This window comes from Streptomyces sp. NPDC050388 (genome assembly GCF_040655635.1).
Lineage (GTDB): Bacteria > Actinomycetota > Actinomycetes > Streptomycetales > Streptomycetaceae > Streptomyces.
The window spans coordinates 161337-176775 of the sequence record NZ_JBFAKH010000005.1; the positions used below are offsets into that span (position 1 = coordinate 161337).

Annotated in this window: 10 protein-coding genes and 1 pseudogene; 6 read left to right on the forward strand and 5 right to left on the reverse strand. The window is 72.0% G+C overall.

Annotation, left to right across the window (positions count from 1 at the left end):
• The first annotated feature begins 124 nt into the window (after window positions 1-124).
• Window positions 125-1081 (forward strand): aminoglycoside phosphotransferase family protein, encoded by a 957-nt coding sequence (locus AB0I73_RS04655; RefSeq protein ID WP_363033730.1) that lies wholly within the window; start codon window positions 125-127, stop codon window positions 1079-1081.
• Window positions 1082-1154: 73 nt separating this feature from the next.
• On the opposite strand, the gene treZ is transcribed toward AB0I73_RS04655, so the two are convergent.
• The gene (gene treZ, locus AB0I73_RS04660) at window positions 1155-2900 is read right to left on the reverse strand and encodes a malto-oligosyltrehalose trehalohydrolase (protein ID WP_363033732.1); all 1746 of its coding nucleotides are present in this window, start codon (window positions 2898-2900) and stop codon (window positions 1155-1157) included.
• A gap of 192 nt (window positions 2901-3092) precedes the next feature.
• Here treZ and AB0I73_RS04665 point away from each other — a divergent pair, with 192 nt between their 5' ends.
• Both AB0I73_RS04665 and AB0I73_RS04670 read left to right on the forward strand, forming a co-directional pair.
• Window positions 3093-3644 carry a DUF1707 and FHA domain-containing protein gene (locus AB0I73_RS04665; RefSeq protein WP_363033734.1) on the forward strand — a complete coding sequence of 184 codons (552 nt, stop codon included), beginning with the start codon at window positions 3093-3095 and terminating at the stop codon, window positions 3642-3644.
• A gap of 95 nt (window positions 3645-3739) precedes the next feature.
• The gene (locus tag AB0I73_RS04670) at window positions 3740-4183 is read left to right on the forward strand and encodes an SSI family serine proteinase inhibitor (protein ID WP_363033736.1); all 444 of its coding nucleotides are present in this window, start codon (window positions 3740-3742) and stop codon (window positions 4181-4183) included.
• Between the two features lie 67 nt (window positions 4184-4250).
• Here AB0I73_RS04670 and AB0I73_RS04675 read toward each other — a convergent pair whose 3' ends face one another.
• From AB0I73_RS04675 to glgX, 3 genes are all read right to left on the reverse strand, one after another.
• Complete coding sequence (locus tag AB0I73_RS04675; RefSeq protein ID WP_363033738.1) at window positions 4251-5504, reverse strand: M14 family zinc carboxypeptidase; 1254 nt, start codon at window positions 5502-5504, stop codon at window positions 4251-4253.
• A gap of 76 nt (window positions 5505-5580) precedes the next feature.
• Entirely contained in the window at window positions 5581-7989 is a 2409-nt protein-coding gene (treY, locus tag AB0I73_RS04680; protein ID WP_363033740.1) for a malto-oligosyltrehalose synthase, read from the reverse strand.
• A gap of 103 nt (window positions 7990-8092) precedes the next feature.
• A complete protein-coding gene (gene glgX / locus AB0I73_RS04685; protein WP_363033742.1) occupies window positions 8093-10237 on the reverse strand; it encodes a glycogen debranching protein GlgX in 2145 nt (714 codons plus the stop codon).
• Window positions 10238-10527: 290 nt separating this feature from the next.
• Here glgX and AB0I73_RS04690 point away from each other — a divergent pair, with 290 nt between their 5' ends.
• The 3 genes and pseudogenes from AB0I73_RS04690 (at window position 10528) to AB0I73_RS04700 (ending at window position 13002) form a co-directional block, all read left to right on the forward strand.
• Entirely contained in the window at window positions 10528-11766 is a 1239-nt protein-coding gene (locus AB0I73_RS04690) for an SAV2148 family HEPN domain-containing protein (RefSeq protein WP_363033744.1), read from the forward strand.
• 130 nt (window positions 11767-11896) lie between these two features.
• Window positions 11897-12202 (forward strand): annotated as a pseudogene (locus tag AB0I73_RS04695) (exonuclease domain-containing protein); the annotation flags it as partial.
• An 86-nt stretch (window positions 12203-12288) separates the two neighbouring features.
• Window positions 12289-13002 (forward strand): exonuclease domain-containing protein, encoded by a 714-nt coding sequence (locus AB0I73_RS04700; RefSeq protein WP_363033746.1) that lies wholly within the window; start codon window positions 12289-12291, stop codon window positions 13000-13002.
• 10 nt (window positions 13003-13012) lie between these two features.
• Here AB0I73_RS04700 and AB0I73_RS04705 read toward each other — a convergent pair whose 3' ends face one another.
• Window positions 13013-14542, reverse strand: coding sequence for a S1 RNA-binding domain-containing protein (locus tag AB0I73_RS04705; protein ID WP_363033748.1), 1530 nt, complete (start codon window positions 14540-14542; stop codon window positions 13013-13015).
• Window positions 14543-15439: the final 897 nt, after the last annotated feature.

Here is a 15439-nt window from a genome sequence, read left to right on the forward strand (position 1 = left end):
CGCTCGCTCCCTTCACCGCCGAGGTGCCCGCCGCCCGCATGGAGGGCGTACGGAAAGCGGTCATAGTGGACTGAGTGGCCCCAGACGTTCCAACAACGTCCATCGAACGACACCAGGCGCGACCATGACCCAGGCACCGACACCCACCGCGGACACCGTCCGCCGACTGGTCCGTACCCTCCTGCAGCACGAGGAGGGAGGCACGGACACCGCCGCCGGACCGGACGGAGTGGACGTGCGGCCCGTCGGCGAGGGCACCGAATCCGCCACCTGGTGGGTCGGCACCCGCCATGTGCTGCGGCTGGCCCCCGACCGGGCGGCGAGCACCCGCAGGCGCCGTGAGCTGCGGCTGCGCGAACTCGTCCGGCCGCACATCCCGGTCGCGGTGCCGTCGAGCGTGGCGCACGGCGAGTGGGCGCCCGGCCTGGTCTGCACCCTGGACACCAGGCTGCCCGGCGGGTCGGCGGAGGAGCACCGGGTGTCCGCCGGGGGCGAGGCCGACCTGGCCGCGCTGCTCACCGGGCTGCGCGAGGTGCCGGTGCGGCAGGCGGAGACGCTGGGCGTGCCGCGGGTTCCCCCTCGCTCCCTGGAGTCCCTGCGCCGGGCCGCCGGACAGGCCGCCGAACGGCTCGCCGAGGCCGACGAGTTCGCCCCCGGCAGACTGCGGCACCTCACCCCGTCCGCCGCCGTCCAGCTCACCGCCCAGCCGGCCTCGGCGGTCCTCGTCCACCACGACCTCACCGGCGCGCATCTCGTGGTCAGTGCCGAAGGCCGGGTACGCGGTGTCCTCGGCTGGGCGGGAGCGGTGATCGGCGACCCCGCCGAGGACATCGCCGGTCTGGCGTGCGCCGTGGGCTCCCCGGCCGCCGTACGCGCCGCCACCCTCGCCGGCTACGGCGCCCGCCCCTGTCTGCGCGGGCTCTGGCTGGCCCGTTGCGACAGCGTCCTGCACCTCGCCGAGGCGCTCGGCGGCAGGGGCACCGGCCCGCTGCCGCTGCTGCGGGTCCGGCTGCGCCGGGCCTGGGAGGCGATCCTCCTGGAGCGGGTGACGGACCTCCGCGGCACCGACGACATGCCTTGAGTCATGCCCGGGGACACGTCCGGAGGCACGTCCTGGAGGCACGCCCGACGGCCGGGTCCCGGCGCCCCGGCCCTCACTCCTGGAGCAGCACCACCGCGGACTCACCGGGCAGGCGCAGCACCCCGTCGGTGCCCGGCACGTCGACCGGTTCCCAGGCGGCGAGCACGCGAGCGTGCGGGACGCCCAGCGCGATCGGGACCGGTTCGGCGCCCAGGTTCACGGCCACCAGCACGTCCCCGCGCCGGAAGGCCAGCCAGCGCCGCTCCTCGTCGTGCACCACCCTGGTGTCGGCGAGGTCGGGGTCGGTGAGGTCCGGCTGGGCGTGCCGCAGGGCGACGAGCTGCCGGTACCAGGCCAGCACGCGCGCGTGGGGCTCGCGCTCCGGCTCCGACCAGTCGAGGCAGGAGCGGTCGCGGGTGGCGGGATCCTGCGGGTCGGGCACGTCCTCCTCGGCCCAGCCGTGCGCCGCGAACTCCCGGCGTCTGCCGTCGCGCACCGCCCCGGCGAGCTCGGCGTCGGTGTGGTCGGTGAAGAACTGCCAGGGTGTGCCGGCCGCCCACTCCTCGCCCATGAACAGCATCGGTGTGAACGGGGCCGTCAGGGTGAGGGCCGCCGCGCAGGCCAGCAGGCCCGGCGAGACCAGCGCGGCCAGCCGGTCTCCCCGGGCCCGGTTGCCGACCTGGTCGTGGGTCTGGCTGTAGCCCAGAAGCCGGTGCCCGGCGACCCGCGTGCGGTCCAGGGGCCGGCCGTGACGCCGGCCGCGGAACGTGGAGTACGTGCCGTCGTGGAAGAAACCACCGCGGAGCGTCTTGGCGAGAGCCGCGAACGGGGCGCGCGCGAAGTCGGCGTAGTAGCCCTGCGACTCACCGGTCAGCGCGGTGTGCAGGGCGTGGTGGAAGTCGTCGTTCCACTGCGCGTGCAGCCCGTGGCCGCCCGCCGCGCGGGGGGTGATGTCCCGGGGGTCGTTCCGGTCCGACTCGGCGATCAGGAACAGCGGCCGGCCGGTCTCGGCGGCCAGCGCGTCCACGGCCGCCGACAGCTCCTCGAGGAAGTGGTACGCGCGCGTGTCCGCCAGCGCGTGCACGGCGTCCAGGCGCAGCCCGTCGATCCGGTAGTCCCGCAGCCACGCCAGCGCGCTCTCCACCAGATACGCCCGCACCTCGTCGGAGCCGGGCGCGTCCAGGTTGACGGCGGCGCCCCACGGGGTGTGGTGGGTGTCGGTGAAGTACGGGCCGAACCGGGGGAGGTGATTCCCCGACGGCCCCAGATGGTTGTGCACCACGTCGAGGACGACGCCCAGCCCCAGGCCGTGCGCGCGGTCGACGAACCGTTTCAACGCCTCGGGTCCGCCGTACGGCTCGTGCACCGCCCACGGCGAGACTCCCTCGTACCCCCAGCCGTGGCGGCCCGGGAAGGGGCACACGGGCATCAGCTGCACATGGGTGACGCCCAGTCCGGCGAGGTGCTCCAGCCGCTCGGCGGCGGCGTCGAAGGTGCCCTCGCGCGTGTACGTGCCCACGTGCAGCTCGTACAGGACGGCGCCGGGCAGCGGACGCCCGTCCCACGCCGCACGCCAGGCGTACGCCTCGTGGTCGACGACAGCGCTCGGCCCGTCGGGCCCGTCCGGCTGCCGTCGCGAGCGCGGATCGGGCAGCACGGGCCCGTCGTCCAGGGAGAAGCCGTACCGGGAGCCGTCGCGCGCGTCGGCCTCCCCGCGCCACCACCCTTCTCGTTCCGGATCGCGCGCCAACGGGCGCGTGACGCCGTCGCACTGGAGCGTCACCCTGCCGGCCTGCGGTGCCCACACCTCGAACTGCACGGACGGTTCCCCTTCGTCTGCTCACCGTGATGTAGTCCGTCCATCGTGCTGCATGGGAGACCGATCCGCCGGAGAATGATCCTTTTTCGGCGGGTGTCGCCGCCGGAGGTCTCGGCGACCGCGGGGGCGGCCGGGACGGCGCTTCTCCGGTCTCCTGGACAGTCAGCCCCGCGCTGGCCGACAATCAGCAGCGTGACGTCGTCCTTCGAGTTCAACACGTACCCCGCGCGGCTCTCCGACGCGGAGCGCGACAAGGCGCTGAAGGTGCTGCGGGACGGTGCCGCAGTGGGACGGCTGTCCCACGACACGTTCATCCGGCGCATGGAACTCGCCCTCGCCGCCCGGTCTCCCGAGGAACTCGCCCCGCTCACCGCCGACCTGCCCACCGAGGGCCGCTTCTCGCGCCTGCTGTTCTCCTCCGTGGAGGCGGTCTCCGGGTTCACGGTACGGCTGCGCGGGGCATGGCGGGCCGAGCGGCTGCCGAAGCTGCTGCTGCCCCATCCGGCGACCGGCCACCCGCTGCGCATAGGGCGCGATCCCGCCAACGGGCTGCGGCTCAACCACGAGACGGTCTCCCGGATGCACGCGGAGCTCCACCTTCAGGGCGGCCTGTGGGTGCTGCGGGACCTCGGATCGACCAACGGCACGACGGTGAACGGGCGTCGGGTCGTCGGCGCGGCCGTCGTCCGCGAGGGCGACCAGGTCGGCTTCGGGCGGATGACGTACCGGCTCGCGGCGAACTGAGCACGGCCGGGCACGACATGGTGGATCCCGGTCGCACGTTCCCGTTCGAGTGAGCCGGGCTGGGGTTCCGGCACCGCCGTGCCGATGCATCTGGAATGACGTACACCATGTACACCACGCGCACCTCAGTGAAAGCGGTACGGGGCGCCCTGCTGGCGGTGGTCGCCCTCCTCGCCTGCACCGCGCCCGCGCCCGCGCAGGCGGACACCCGGGGCGCGGCCGCCCCCGACACCTGGCTGGCCGTCGGCATCGACCGGGGCGAGCCCCGGACCGGCACGGCGTCCGGCAGCATGCTCCTCTGCGACCCGCCCCAGGGCCACCCGCGCGCCGCCGACGCCTGCGCGGAACTCGCCGCGGCGGACGGGCGGATCTCCGACATCCCGGCACGGGACACCATCTGCACGATGGTCCACGCCCCGGTGACCGCCCACGCGCGCGGGCAGTGGCGGGGGCGGCCGGTCGAGTACACGGAGACCTTCCCGAACGCGTGCGTGATGAGGGCCCGGACCGGCTCCGTGTTCGCCCTGGACGGGGCGTAGGCAAGGGGGAGGGGGGTCGGAGCGGTCCGCTCCGGCCTCCCGCTCCTCGCCGGTGCGCGCCGCACGGTCACGCGCGGGCGTGCAGCGCCGCCGCCACGACCGTGCGTGCCTGGTGCTCCACCTGGTGCTGCACGGGCACCCAGCGGGCCCGGAAGTGCACGGCGAAGGCGTCGCTCCACAACGCGACCAGCCGGTCGAGGCGCGCCGCCGCGCGCGCGTCGGTCTCCCGCAGCTCCCGCAGCAGCATCGCCGCCGCCCGCAGCGGCACCCGCCGCGTGAACGCGTCCACACTGCTCACGTACGCCCTCGTGCCGTCCGCGGGCGGGGTGTGGATCAGGTCGTCGGCCAGTCCCGGTACCAGCTCCAGCCCCCACGCGGCCGCCCGCAACAGCGGACCGCCGGCGGCCCCGGCGCCCGTCATGGCTCCGGGCCGCGCCTCCTCGAGCACCTGCCGCACCTTCCGCGCGTCCCGCTGCAGCCGGTCCGCGAGATACCGCAGCGCCGCCGCCGGTGCCGGATGCGGGCCGGGGTCGTCCACCAGGGCCGCGGCCCACATCGGCACCTCGACGACCGCTGTCAGACCGCCGTACCGGTGAGCGCGGTACCAGGTGCTGTGCCGCGCGTCGTCCGGCAGGCTCGGGTACGCCGGCCCGGCCCCCGGGGCCGGCATCACCCGCACCCCGGGGCCGGACACCGGCCAGCCGGCCGCGTCCGAGGCACCGGTCTCCACCGGAATGTGCAGCTCCGCGGCCGACTTGGCGAACGGCTCGGCGAGCCCCGGCACGTCCCTCGTCAACTGGACCCAGCTGCCGCCCAGATCGGTTCCGTGCAGCGACACCTGGAGGTAGGGCCGCAGCTCGTCGATGACCCCGGTCAGGGCCCGGGTCTCGGGCGGCAGCCGGCCGGGCGGCAGCACCGACGGCGCCCACTCCGGCTGTTCCGATCCCTGGGGACGGAAGAAGCCCAGGTGGTAGTCGTACAGGCTGTGCGGCGGCGACGTCCTGTGGAGGCTCGCCCCGTCGGGGTCCGCGCACAGCAGGAAGTGCCAGGACGTGCCGTTGCGCAGCTCGCTCTCCGCCAGGACCCGCCGGGCCAGCACGAGCAGGGTGCCCCCGCCGGCCGGTTCGTTGGCATGGGCACCGGCGACCACCAGCACGGCACGCCGGGCGTGGCCCACGGACAGCAGGTGCAGCGGCCGCCCCGCGCGGGAGGACCCCACCTGCCGCAGGACGCTCAGACCGGGTCGTTGGACCGTCAGCGCACGGGCGGAGGACACCAGTTCGGCCACCGTCGGATAGCGCAGCTCCGGCAGGAGACCCACCCCCCCGTCATCCCCGTCGTCCCCCGTTGTCCACACAACGTCGCACTGCGCAGTACCCCACGGCCGCGGAACGGTGTCAAGGGTTTGACGGGGGAGGCCCCGGAGGATGTGCGGCGCGCTCCAGCAGCGCCACCGGCGACCGCTCGAACAGCTCCGCCACGCGCGCGTGCCCCGTGAACTCCCGTCCGGGCCCCAGGACGTCGCCCCACCGGCCGGGTGGCAGCGCCAGCCGGGTCTCCCGCCAGCCGCCCGCCTCCGCCAGCCGCAGCGACAGCCGGGTCACGGCGGTCAGCACCGCACCGGACCGCACGAACGCCACACAGTGCGCGGCTCCGGGCCCCTCGGCGGCCAGCGGTTCGTACGACGCCGTGTCGCCGAACGCCTCGGGCCGCCGCGCCCGCAGCCGCAGCGCGGCCCGCGTCACCGCGTCCTTGCCGACGCCGCTGCCGACGCCCGTGCCCGGGCCGGACGGCCCGCCGGCCGGGAAGTCCACCGCGCGCCGGTTGTCGGGGTCCACCAGGGCCCGGTACTCGAACTCGGAGCCCTGGTAGACGTCGGGCACGCCCGGCATCGTCAGGTGGACCAGGGCGGTGCCCAGCACGTTCGCGTGGATGTGCGGCTCGAGCGAGGCCCGCAGCGCCGTCACCCGCCCGCCCGGCGCCCCGCACGGCCCCGCCGCCACGAACCGGGCCACCGCCTCCTCGTACGGCGGCTCCTGCTCCGTCCAGCTCGTGTGGAGCCCTGCCTCGCGCACGTGCTTGAGCAGCGCCCCCGCCACCCGCTCCGGATCCGCCGGGCCCAGCCCGAACACCGTCTGCCAGGCCGCCCACGCCAGCTGTGCGTCCGGCACGCCCTCACCGGTGCGGGTCACCTCCGTCAGGACGTCCGCCCAGCGCCGCGGGCACTCGGTGAGCACGTGGAGCGCGGCCCGCACGTCGGCGCTGTGCTTGGTGTCGTGCGTCGACACCACCGTTCCCGTCGTCGGCCAGTCGCGCTGCACGCGTGCGCAGTGCGCGTGGAACCGCTCCGGGGACACCGCCGGGTCGCCGGGGTCCTGGCCCACCTCCGTCGCCGACAGCAGCGGCACATAGCGGTAGAACGCCGTGTCCTCGACCGACTTGGCCCGCAGTGCCGACGCCGTCTGCGCGAACCGCGTACGGAACTCCACCTGCTCCGGCCCGTCGCCGTACCGCCCGAGCACCAGATCCCGTACGACGTCCACCGCCCCGGCCTCCTCGGGCACGGCGAACGCGAGCCGTGCCGAGGCCGCCGCCCCCTCGGTGACCACGCCGGCCGGGTCCACGGAGGTGTAGGGCCGGTACACCTCGAGCCGGACCAGCAGCTCCTGGAGCGCGGTGCGCAGTGCCCAGGGCGCGCGGTCGCGCAGCGCGGGCTCGAGCGAGCCGGCGCACAGGCGGTGCGCCACCCGGGTCAGCCGGTCCACCTCGGCGGCCAGCTCGTGCGTGAGCACCTTGTACGCGGCCCGCCGCACCGTCGCCGCCCACTCGCCGCCCCGGTCCGTCCGCGGCGCCGCGAACCGCCGGTACTGGCCGAGCAGCTCCCCGAACCCCGCCGGGTCGGTGAACAGGCCGTCCACGTGCCGCAGGGCGTCGTAGCCGGTGGTGCCGGCGACCGGCCAGGAGGCGGGCAGCGGCTCACCGTCGGACAGGATCTTCTCCACCACCGTCCACCGGCCGCCCGTGGCCTCGTGCAGCCGCCGCAGGTACCCGTCCGGGTCGGCGAGCCCGTCCGGGTGGTCGACGCGCAGCCCGTCGACCACGCCCTCGCGCAGCAACCGGAGGATCTTGGCGTGGGTGGCCTCGAACACCTCCGGGTCCTCGACCCGCACCCCGATCAGCTCGGAGATGCTGAAGAACCGCCGGTAGTTGAGTTCCGTACGGGCCAGGCGCCACCACACCGGGCGGTACCACTGGGCGTCCAGCAGCTGCGGCAGCGGCAGGTGGGCCGTGCCCTCGCGCAGCGGGAACGCGTGGTCGTGGTAGCGCAGCACGTCGCCGTCGACCTTCAGCCGGTCGGTCTCCGTGCCGAGCGGCCCGCCCAGCACCGGCAGCAGCACCTGGCCGCCCTGGGCCTCCCAGTCGATGTCGAACCACCGCGCGTGGTGCGACGCGGGCCCTTCGCGCAGCACCTCCCACAGGGCGCGGTTGTGACGCGGGGACATCGCCATGTGGTTCGGGACGATGTCCACGACCAGGCCGAGCCCGTGCTCCCGCGCGGTGCGCGACAGGGCCCGCAGCGCCTGCTCGCCGCCCAGCTCCGCACGCACGCGCGCGTGGTCCACCACGTCGTAGCCGTGCGGCGAGCCCGGCACCGCCTCCAGGACGGGGGACAGGTGCAGATGCGACACCCCGAGCGAGGCCAGGTACGGCACCGCGGCCGCCGCGGCCGCGAACGGGAAGTCGGGCCGCAGCTGCAGCCGGTAGGTGGCGGTGGGGACCGCGGGGTCGGGTCGCTCAGGGGTCATGCAGACGTACGTACCCGCCCTGCGGCCCTTCCTGTCATCAGTGACCCGGCTGCCGCCGGACCGGCTGACGGACCGGCCGCCGGACCGGCCTGGGCGGACCGGCCTAGGCGGGCCGCTGAAGCACCGTCAGGCTCCGGTCGGTCAGCGTCAGCCGGGCGCCGGCCCGCACCTTCGGACCGGTGCCCGGCGGCACGCAGTCCTCGCGGGCGGTGTCGACCACGACCTGCCACTGCCGGCCGTGGTCGACCGGTACCACGAACTCCAGCGGATGGGGGGAGGCGTTGAACATCAGCAGGAACGAGTCGTCCGTGATGCGTTCGCCGCGCCGGCCGGGTTCCGAGATCGCGTTGCCGTTGAGGAACACCGTCAGCGCCGAGGCCCGCGCCGAGTCCCAGTCCCGCTGGGTCATCTCCGCCCCCTCCGGAGTGAACCAGGCGATGTCGGACAGGTCGTCGTGGGTGCCCTCCACCGGCCGTCCGTGGAAGAAGCGGCGCCTGCGGAAGACCGGATGGTCCTTGCGCAGCCACACCATCGCGCGGGTGAAGGCCAGCAGCCGGTCCTGCTGGTCCCGCTGGTCGCGCTGACCCCGCTGGTCCCGCTCCGCGGGCCAGTCGATCCAGGCCAGCTCGTTGTCCTGGCAGTAGGCGTTGTTGTTGCCGCGCTGGGTGCGGGCGACCTCGTCGCCGTGACTGATCATCGGCACGCCCTGGGAGAGCATCAGCGTCGCGATGAAGTTCCGCATCTGCCGGGCCCGCAGCCGCAGCACGTCCGGGTCGTCGGTCTCGCCCTCGGCGCCGCAGTTCCAGGACCGGTTGTGGCTCTCGCCGTCCCGGTCGTCCTCGCCGTTGGCCGTGTTGTGCTTGTGGTCGTAGGACACCAGGTCGTGCAGGGTGAAGCCGTCGTGGCAGGTCACGAAGTTGATCGAGGCCAGCGGGCGCCGCCCGTCGTCCTGGTACAGGTCGGAGGAGCCGGTCAGCCGGGAGGCGAACTCCGCGAGCGTGCGCGGCTCGCCCCGCCACAGGTCCCGCACGGTGTCCCGGTACTTGCCGTTCCACTCGGTCCACAGCGGCGGGAAGTTGCCCACCTGGTAGCCGCCCTCACCCACGTCCCACGGCTCGGCGATCAGCTTCACCTGGGAGACCACCGGGTCCTGCTGCACCAGGTCGAAGAAGGACGAGAGCCGGTCCACCTCGTGGAACTGCCGCGCCAGGGTCGCCGCGAGATCGAAGCGGAACCCGTCGACGTGCATCTCGGTGACCCAGTACCGCAGCGAGTCCATGATCATCTGCAGTACGTGCGGGGACCGCATGAGCAGGGAGTTCCCCGTCCCCGTCGTGTCAGTGTAGTGGCGCCTGTCGTGTCCCAGTCGGTAGTAGCCCGGGTTGTCGATGCCCTTGAAGGACAGCGTCGGGCCCAGATGGTTGCCCTCGGCGGTGTGGTTGTAGACGACGTCGAGGATGACCTCGATACCGGCCTCGTGCAGCGCCTTCACCGCCGACTTGAACTCCAGCACCTGCTGACCGCGGTCGCCCCAGGACGCGTAGGCGTTGTGCGGGGCGAAGAAGCCGATGGTGTTGTAGCCCCAGTAGTTGTTCAGGCCCATGTCCACCAGCCGGTGGTCGTTCACGAACTGGTGAACCGGCATCAGCTCCAGTGCCGTCACCCCGAGTTCGGTCAGATGCTCGATCAGCGCCGGGTGCGCGAGGCCCGCGTAGGTGCCGCGCAGCTCCTCCGGCAGTCCCGGATGGCGCATGGTGAGACCCTTGACGTGCGCCTCGTAGATCACCGTGTGGTGGTACTCCGTCCGGGGCGGCCGGTCGTCGCCCCAGTCGAAGTACGGGTTGACCACGACCGACGTCATCGTGTGCGGCGCCGAGTCCAGGTCGTTGCGCCGTTCGGGCGCGTCGAAGTGGTAGCCGTACACCTCCTCGCCCCAGCGGATCGACCCGCTGATCGCACGCGCGTACGGGTCGAGCAGCAGCTTCGCCGAGTTGCAGCGCAGCCCCCGTTCGGGGGCGTACGGCCCGTGCACACGGAAGCCGTAGCGCTGTCCGGGCATGATGCCGGGCAGGTACGCGTGCCGCACGAACGCGTCGCTCTCGCGCAGTTCGACCGCCGTCTCGGAGCCGTCGTCGTGCAGCAGACACAGCTCTACTCGGTCCGCGGCCTCCGTGAAGACCGCGAAATTCGTGCCGGCGCCGTCGTACGCGGCACCGAGGGGATACGCCTCGCCAGGCCAGACCTGCATGGACACGACTCTTTCAGGTGGACGGCCCCGGTGGGGGCGCCTTGCCCCCGAGTGTTTGCCGTGTCGCCCCACGCGGTACTGGTTCCCCGAGCCGGGCCTTCCTGTCGGTGATGCTGTGAAAACACAGTGAATCCGACCACTCACGGGAAGCGGTCATGGCAGAACAGGCTTGTGGAAGGCGGAAGTTGAGAAACGACCCCGCCATCGGGCTGCACCGCGCACCGCATGCGGAGTACTCTCCTTGATCGTTGGGGCTGGGAGTGCTCGGGGGAGCGGAAGGCGGTGCGCGGGTGGGTTCGGGAGGGCTGGAGCTGCCCCCTGGTGGCGAGGGACACGAGGGAAACTCCACGGACGTCCCACCCGGTGCGGTGTCGTTGGCGCGGCCGATGGACGCGGGCTCGATCGGACCGGACCTGGACTGGGGCGCCGACGACTGGCGCGAGGTGCGGACCCGTGCCCAGCGGGCCGGCCGCGCCTACATCTGGCTGAACCTCGTCGAACAGCGGCTGCGCTCGGTGGTCGCCGCCGTGCTGCGTCCGGTCTACGAGCCGATGCACGGCGACGACTGGGTGGTGGCCGCCGCCGGACCCGCCGGGCAGGAGTGGGTGCAGCGCGCGGTCGCGGTGCGCGAGGTCAGCCGCCGCAAGGGCTATCTGCTCGACCCGGCCGACGACAACGTGCTCTCCTTCCTCACGCTCCCTCAGCTGCGGGAGCTGATGGTCCAGCACTGGCCGTGCTTCGAGCCGTACTTCGACGACCGACGGGACGTCGAACTGGCCCTGGACGAGCTGGAGGTCACCCGCAACGTCGTCTCCCGCAACCGGGCGCTGTCCGAGGCGGTGCTGAGCCAGGCCGAGCGGGCCTCGGCGCGGCTGCTGGAGATACTCGGCGCCGACGGCGACGTGCCGTCCGCGCGCCGACTGCCCGTGGACGCGGTGGAGGACCTGGTCGGCGACCGGTACGCGGACGTGGTCGCCGTCCACCCCGACCGGGTGCGGCTGCTCCGCCAGTTCCCGGCCGAGGACATCTTCGGCGGCGCCCGCCGCCTGGACGCCATCGGCATCGGCCTCAACCTGCTGGTGCAGAACTTCTCCGGACGCCGTCTGGTGCGGCTCGCCGAATCCGGCTGCCGGGTGCGGCTGCTGTTCCTCAACCCCGCCTCCAGCGCGGTCAAGCGCCGCGAGCGCGAACTCGGCCTCAAACGGGGGGAACTCGGCCGCGCGGTCGAGATGAACATCCTCCACATGCGCCGGGTGCGGTCCCGGCTGCGCGACCCGGGAGCCTTCGAGATCCAGGTCTACGACGAGACGCCCCGCTGCACGGCGTACCTCGTGGACGGGGACGGCGCCGACGGCGTCGGCGTGGTGCAGAACCATCTGCGCCGGGCCCGGGGGATGGAGGCACCGGTGCTGGTGCTGCGCAACGGCGGCAAGGTGGTCAAACCGGGTGAGGCCGAGGAGGGCGGCCTGTTCCCCACGTACCGCGAGGAGTTCGAGCAGATGTGGATGGATTCACGCCCGGTGTCGTGAATGCCCGCCTTGCGGTGGCCTCTCGTGAACCCTCCCGACCGGTGAACGGAAGGCGACCTTCGGGTTGTCAGTGGTGCGTGCGAAGGTGGTGACCACTGGGGGAACGCACCACACAGAAGGGGGACGGCCCATGGGCTGGCACCGAGAGCTGCTGATCGGCTTCGACCTGGAGACGACGGGCACCGACCCGCGCGAGGCGCGGATCGTCACGGGGGCCGTGATCGAGGTCAGGGACGGAGAGCCGCTGGGGCGCCGGGAGTGGCTGGCCGATCCCGGGGTGCCCATTCCGGCGGAGGCGGTGGCCGTGCACGGCATCAGCGGTGAGCGGGCGGCGGCCGAGGGGAGCCCCGCCGACCGGGTGGCCGACGAGATCGCCGACGTCCTCACCGCCCACTGGAGCGCGGGCGTCCCGGTCGTCGCCTACAACGCCGCGTTTTATCCACGCACCTCAGCTGCGTCTCAGGTGTCTCATCCGGTAGCAGCGTGCCGGGTTCCGGTCTGCGCCGGAGCAGGAGCTGCACGATGAGCTGGATCACCGGGGCTTTGGCGGCCTTCGACCTGGAGACCACGGGCACGGACATCGAGACCGACCGCATCGTCACCGCGGCGGTCGTACGTCTGGAGCCGGACGGGGCGCTCTCGACCGAACGGACCTGGCTGCTCGATCCCGGGGTGGTGATACCCGAAGAGGCTGCGGCGATCCACGGCATCTCGACGGAGCACGCCCGCGAGCAGGGGGTCCCGGCCTCGTTCGCCATCGAAGAAATCACACAGGCCGTTGCCGAGGCTCTGCACGCAGGGACACCTCTGGTGGTGATGAACGCGCGCTACGACCTGTCGCTACTGGACCGTGAGTGCCGGCGGTACGGGCTGGAGTCGCTCAGTGAGCGGCTGGGCGCCGTTCCCTCGCCGGTCGTCGATCCCCTGGTGATCGACAAGCACGTCGACAAGTATCGGAAGGGCAAGCGTGCCCTCCACGCGTTGTGCGCGTACTACGGCGTGTCGCTCGACGACGCACACGATGCGAGGGCGGACGCGGTGGCCGCGGCCCGTGTGGTGCGGCGCATGGGGGAGAAGCACCAGTCCATCGGGATGATGTCCTTGGCGGACCTGCATGACCTCCAGGTACGAGCGGCGGCTGAGCAGTCAGCCTCTTTGCAGGCGTACCTGAGGCGGACCACGAACCCGACGGCAGTCGTCGAGTCGGCTTGGCCGGTCATCCCGCGCAGCCGATGACCCGGGCTGGTCAAGCCCTTCCGTGCGCGAGAGCCTGCAGGTGGGAGAGAGTGATGCGCCGCCGGGCGGGGTCGACGTCGAGAATCTTCACGACGAGAGAGGCGCCGACCTGAATGACGTCCTCAGGGTCGGCAACGGGCTCCTCGGACAGTTCGGTGTTGTGTACGAGTCCTTCGAGGCCGTCCTCTCGGTCCTCTATGCGGACGAAGGCGCCGAACGGCACAAGTTTGGTCACGACGCCGGTCACGACTTGGCCGACCTGCTGGACGAACTGCGGCATCGGGTCGTCCTGCAACGCCTTCAAAGACAGTGGCACACGCTCTCTCACCGTGTCGACGTCGAGTACCTCGGCCGAGATCTCCTGCCCGACGGTGACGACGTCGGACGGGTGATCGATACGCCTCCAGGACAGCTCTGGAATGTTGATCATTGCGGTGAAGCCGCCGATGTCCACGAAGGTGACGCCGAAGCTGGCGATCTCCGTGACTACGCCGGTGACGATCTGCCCGCGGCGGAGAGTCTGCAGAAAGGACCAGTTCCGGTCGCTGGGGGTCTGCTCGGTCCTCCACCGGGCCCGCAGAACGCCGTCACTGTCGGGCAGCACAGCGGTGAACAGCGGGTTGCGTGAGTCGACGTCCAGAGGCAGGGCGGCAGCGGCCCGGGCGCCCGTCACCTGCACGGCGAGTGCCTGATACTCGGTCTCGTCGACGACCGTGCTGGCGATCGCGCCGTTCCCGTCCTCCCAGACGAGCTCCACTGGGCCTTCGGCGGGGAGCGTGGCGAGAACTGTATCGACGTCGGCGGACAGGTCCGGCCAGATGGTCAACTTGGCACGGGGGGTGAGCTTGGCCCGTACTGCGTCGAGGGTGTTCTCCGTGAGGCGGTGCCAGCGGGAGGCGTTGCCGACGTACTGCTCCTCCAGCAGGGCGGCCTGCCGCATCGCGATGGACCAGCACAACCGGGCCCAGAAGTTCTCGTCGGCGGATCGCTGTACGCCGGGTTCGTCGAAATCCGCCTCGTAGGGCGACGCCTGCAATCGCTCCGGGAAGAGTCCGAGTGCCCGGGTGCGCGCAAGGGCGCTTTCGCAGGGATCGTCGCTACTGACGTAGACGTACTGGTCCCACCCGACGTGCACGGCGAACCTGTCCTCGACTTCCAGACGGCACCAGACGCCGTTGTCACGGAGCATGGCCCGCACCAGCTCCAGACCGACGGAGAGGGGGACCTCCGCGCCGTCGTGGAATCCGCTGAGATCGGGTGGGAAAAGACCGCCCAGGCCGTGGCCTTCTACGGCCGGCTCCAGACCGAAGTGGACGGCGCCGGTGAGCTGCGGCTCGCGAATGGCCAGGCGGCCGATGCCCGAGACCGTCGCGAAGGCGGCGACAGCCTGCAAGTAGGCCGACTCCACTGCCCCGTGGTCGCTGGTCGGCTCCTCAACGCCGATGTAGTGGCCGTGCTCGTCGCGATCGACGGGGTCGTACTTGGTGATCCGGTAGACGAAAGGCGGCACACTGCTCCCTGTGATGTTGGCGATGCGCACCCACCGAGCGACCTCGTGACCGGGGAGCGTGGGGCGGGACGGGCCGGCGCACCACCGCTTGATCCGTCTCGCCGCCTACGAGGATGACCACCGAGATCACCTTCTGCAAGCGGGATATCGTGCCGCAGCAAGCGCAGCGGGTCAGCGGCGATCGATGCGTGTGACGCGATCTCTTTGGCCAGTTGCCTCGGAGAGACGCTGATTCTCCAACGTGAGGAGTTGTACCTGCTGTGCGAGGACGTTGATCGAGGTTCGTAGCTCCCGTACCTCGCGTGCGTGTTCTTGGCGGAGCCGACGCTCGGCTGACTTCAAGTCCTGGACCTCCTGTCGGAGGAAGGCCGAGGGTATGGCTGCTTCTTCTCGATCAGCTACGAGATGTCGGAACTCTGTCAGGACATGCGGGTGACGGTAGGCACTTGCTCTGCTGACACCGGCCTCGACTGCGAGAGAGGCGATGGTCAGGGAACCGTCGCTCCGGGTGGGCTCTCCTCGAAGCAGGCGTTCGGAGGCCGCTCGGAGGGCTGTTTCGGTTGCGTCAGCCATTGGCACGGTCGATACCTTCGATCACTTTGGTGATGTCACTGAGGTGCTCCCGCAGAGCCGTTCGCTGGAGGTCGGAGAGTCCCACGAAGGCCAACGCGCGCTCGGTGTCTCCGCGTGCTGCCTCCCACCCGCCGCGATGCCGGGCTGTAATGGTCGAGTTCCCGCAGCGATCCGGACGACAGTTGTTGAGCAGGGGCCGGTCCCCGCCGCCTGCGGTCCGACAGAGAGCGGTCTCGGGCTGGTAGTAGCAGTCGTTCAGTGAACTCTTCTCGGTAATGTCTCGTGACGTTTTGTGATCTTCGTTCAGGCGGTGCGACCGTGTTCGAGCTGGAGCAGGACGAGGGCAGCTCGGGC

Coding starts and splice junctions, on each gene's coding strand:
- AB0I73_RS04655 (WP_363033730.1), top strand. CDS start 125: ATGACCCAGGCACCGACACCCACCGCGGACACCGTCCGCCGACTGGTC.
- AB0I73_RS04670 (WP_363033736.1), top strand. CDS start 3,740: ATGACGTACACCATGTACACCACGCGCACCTCAGTGAAAGCGGTACGG.
- treY (WP_363033740.1), bottom strand. CDS start 7,989: ATGACCCCTGAGCGACCCGACCCCGCGGTCCCCACCGCCACCTACCGG.
- glgX (WP_363033742.1), bottom strand. CDS start 10,237: ATGCAGGTCTGGCCTGGCGAGGCGTATCCCCTCGGTGCCGCGTACGAC.
- AB0I73_RS04700 (WP_363033746.1), top strand. CDS start 12,289: ATGAGCTGGATCACCGGGGCTTTGGCGGCCTTCGACCTGGAGACCACG.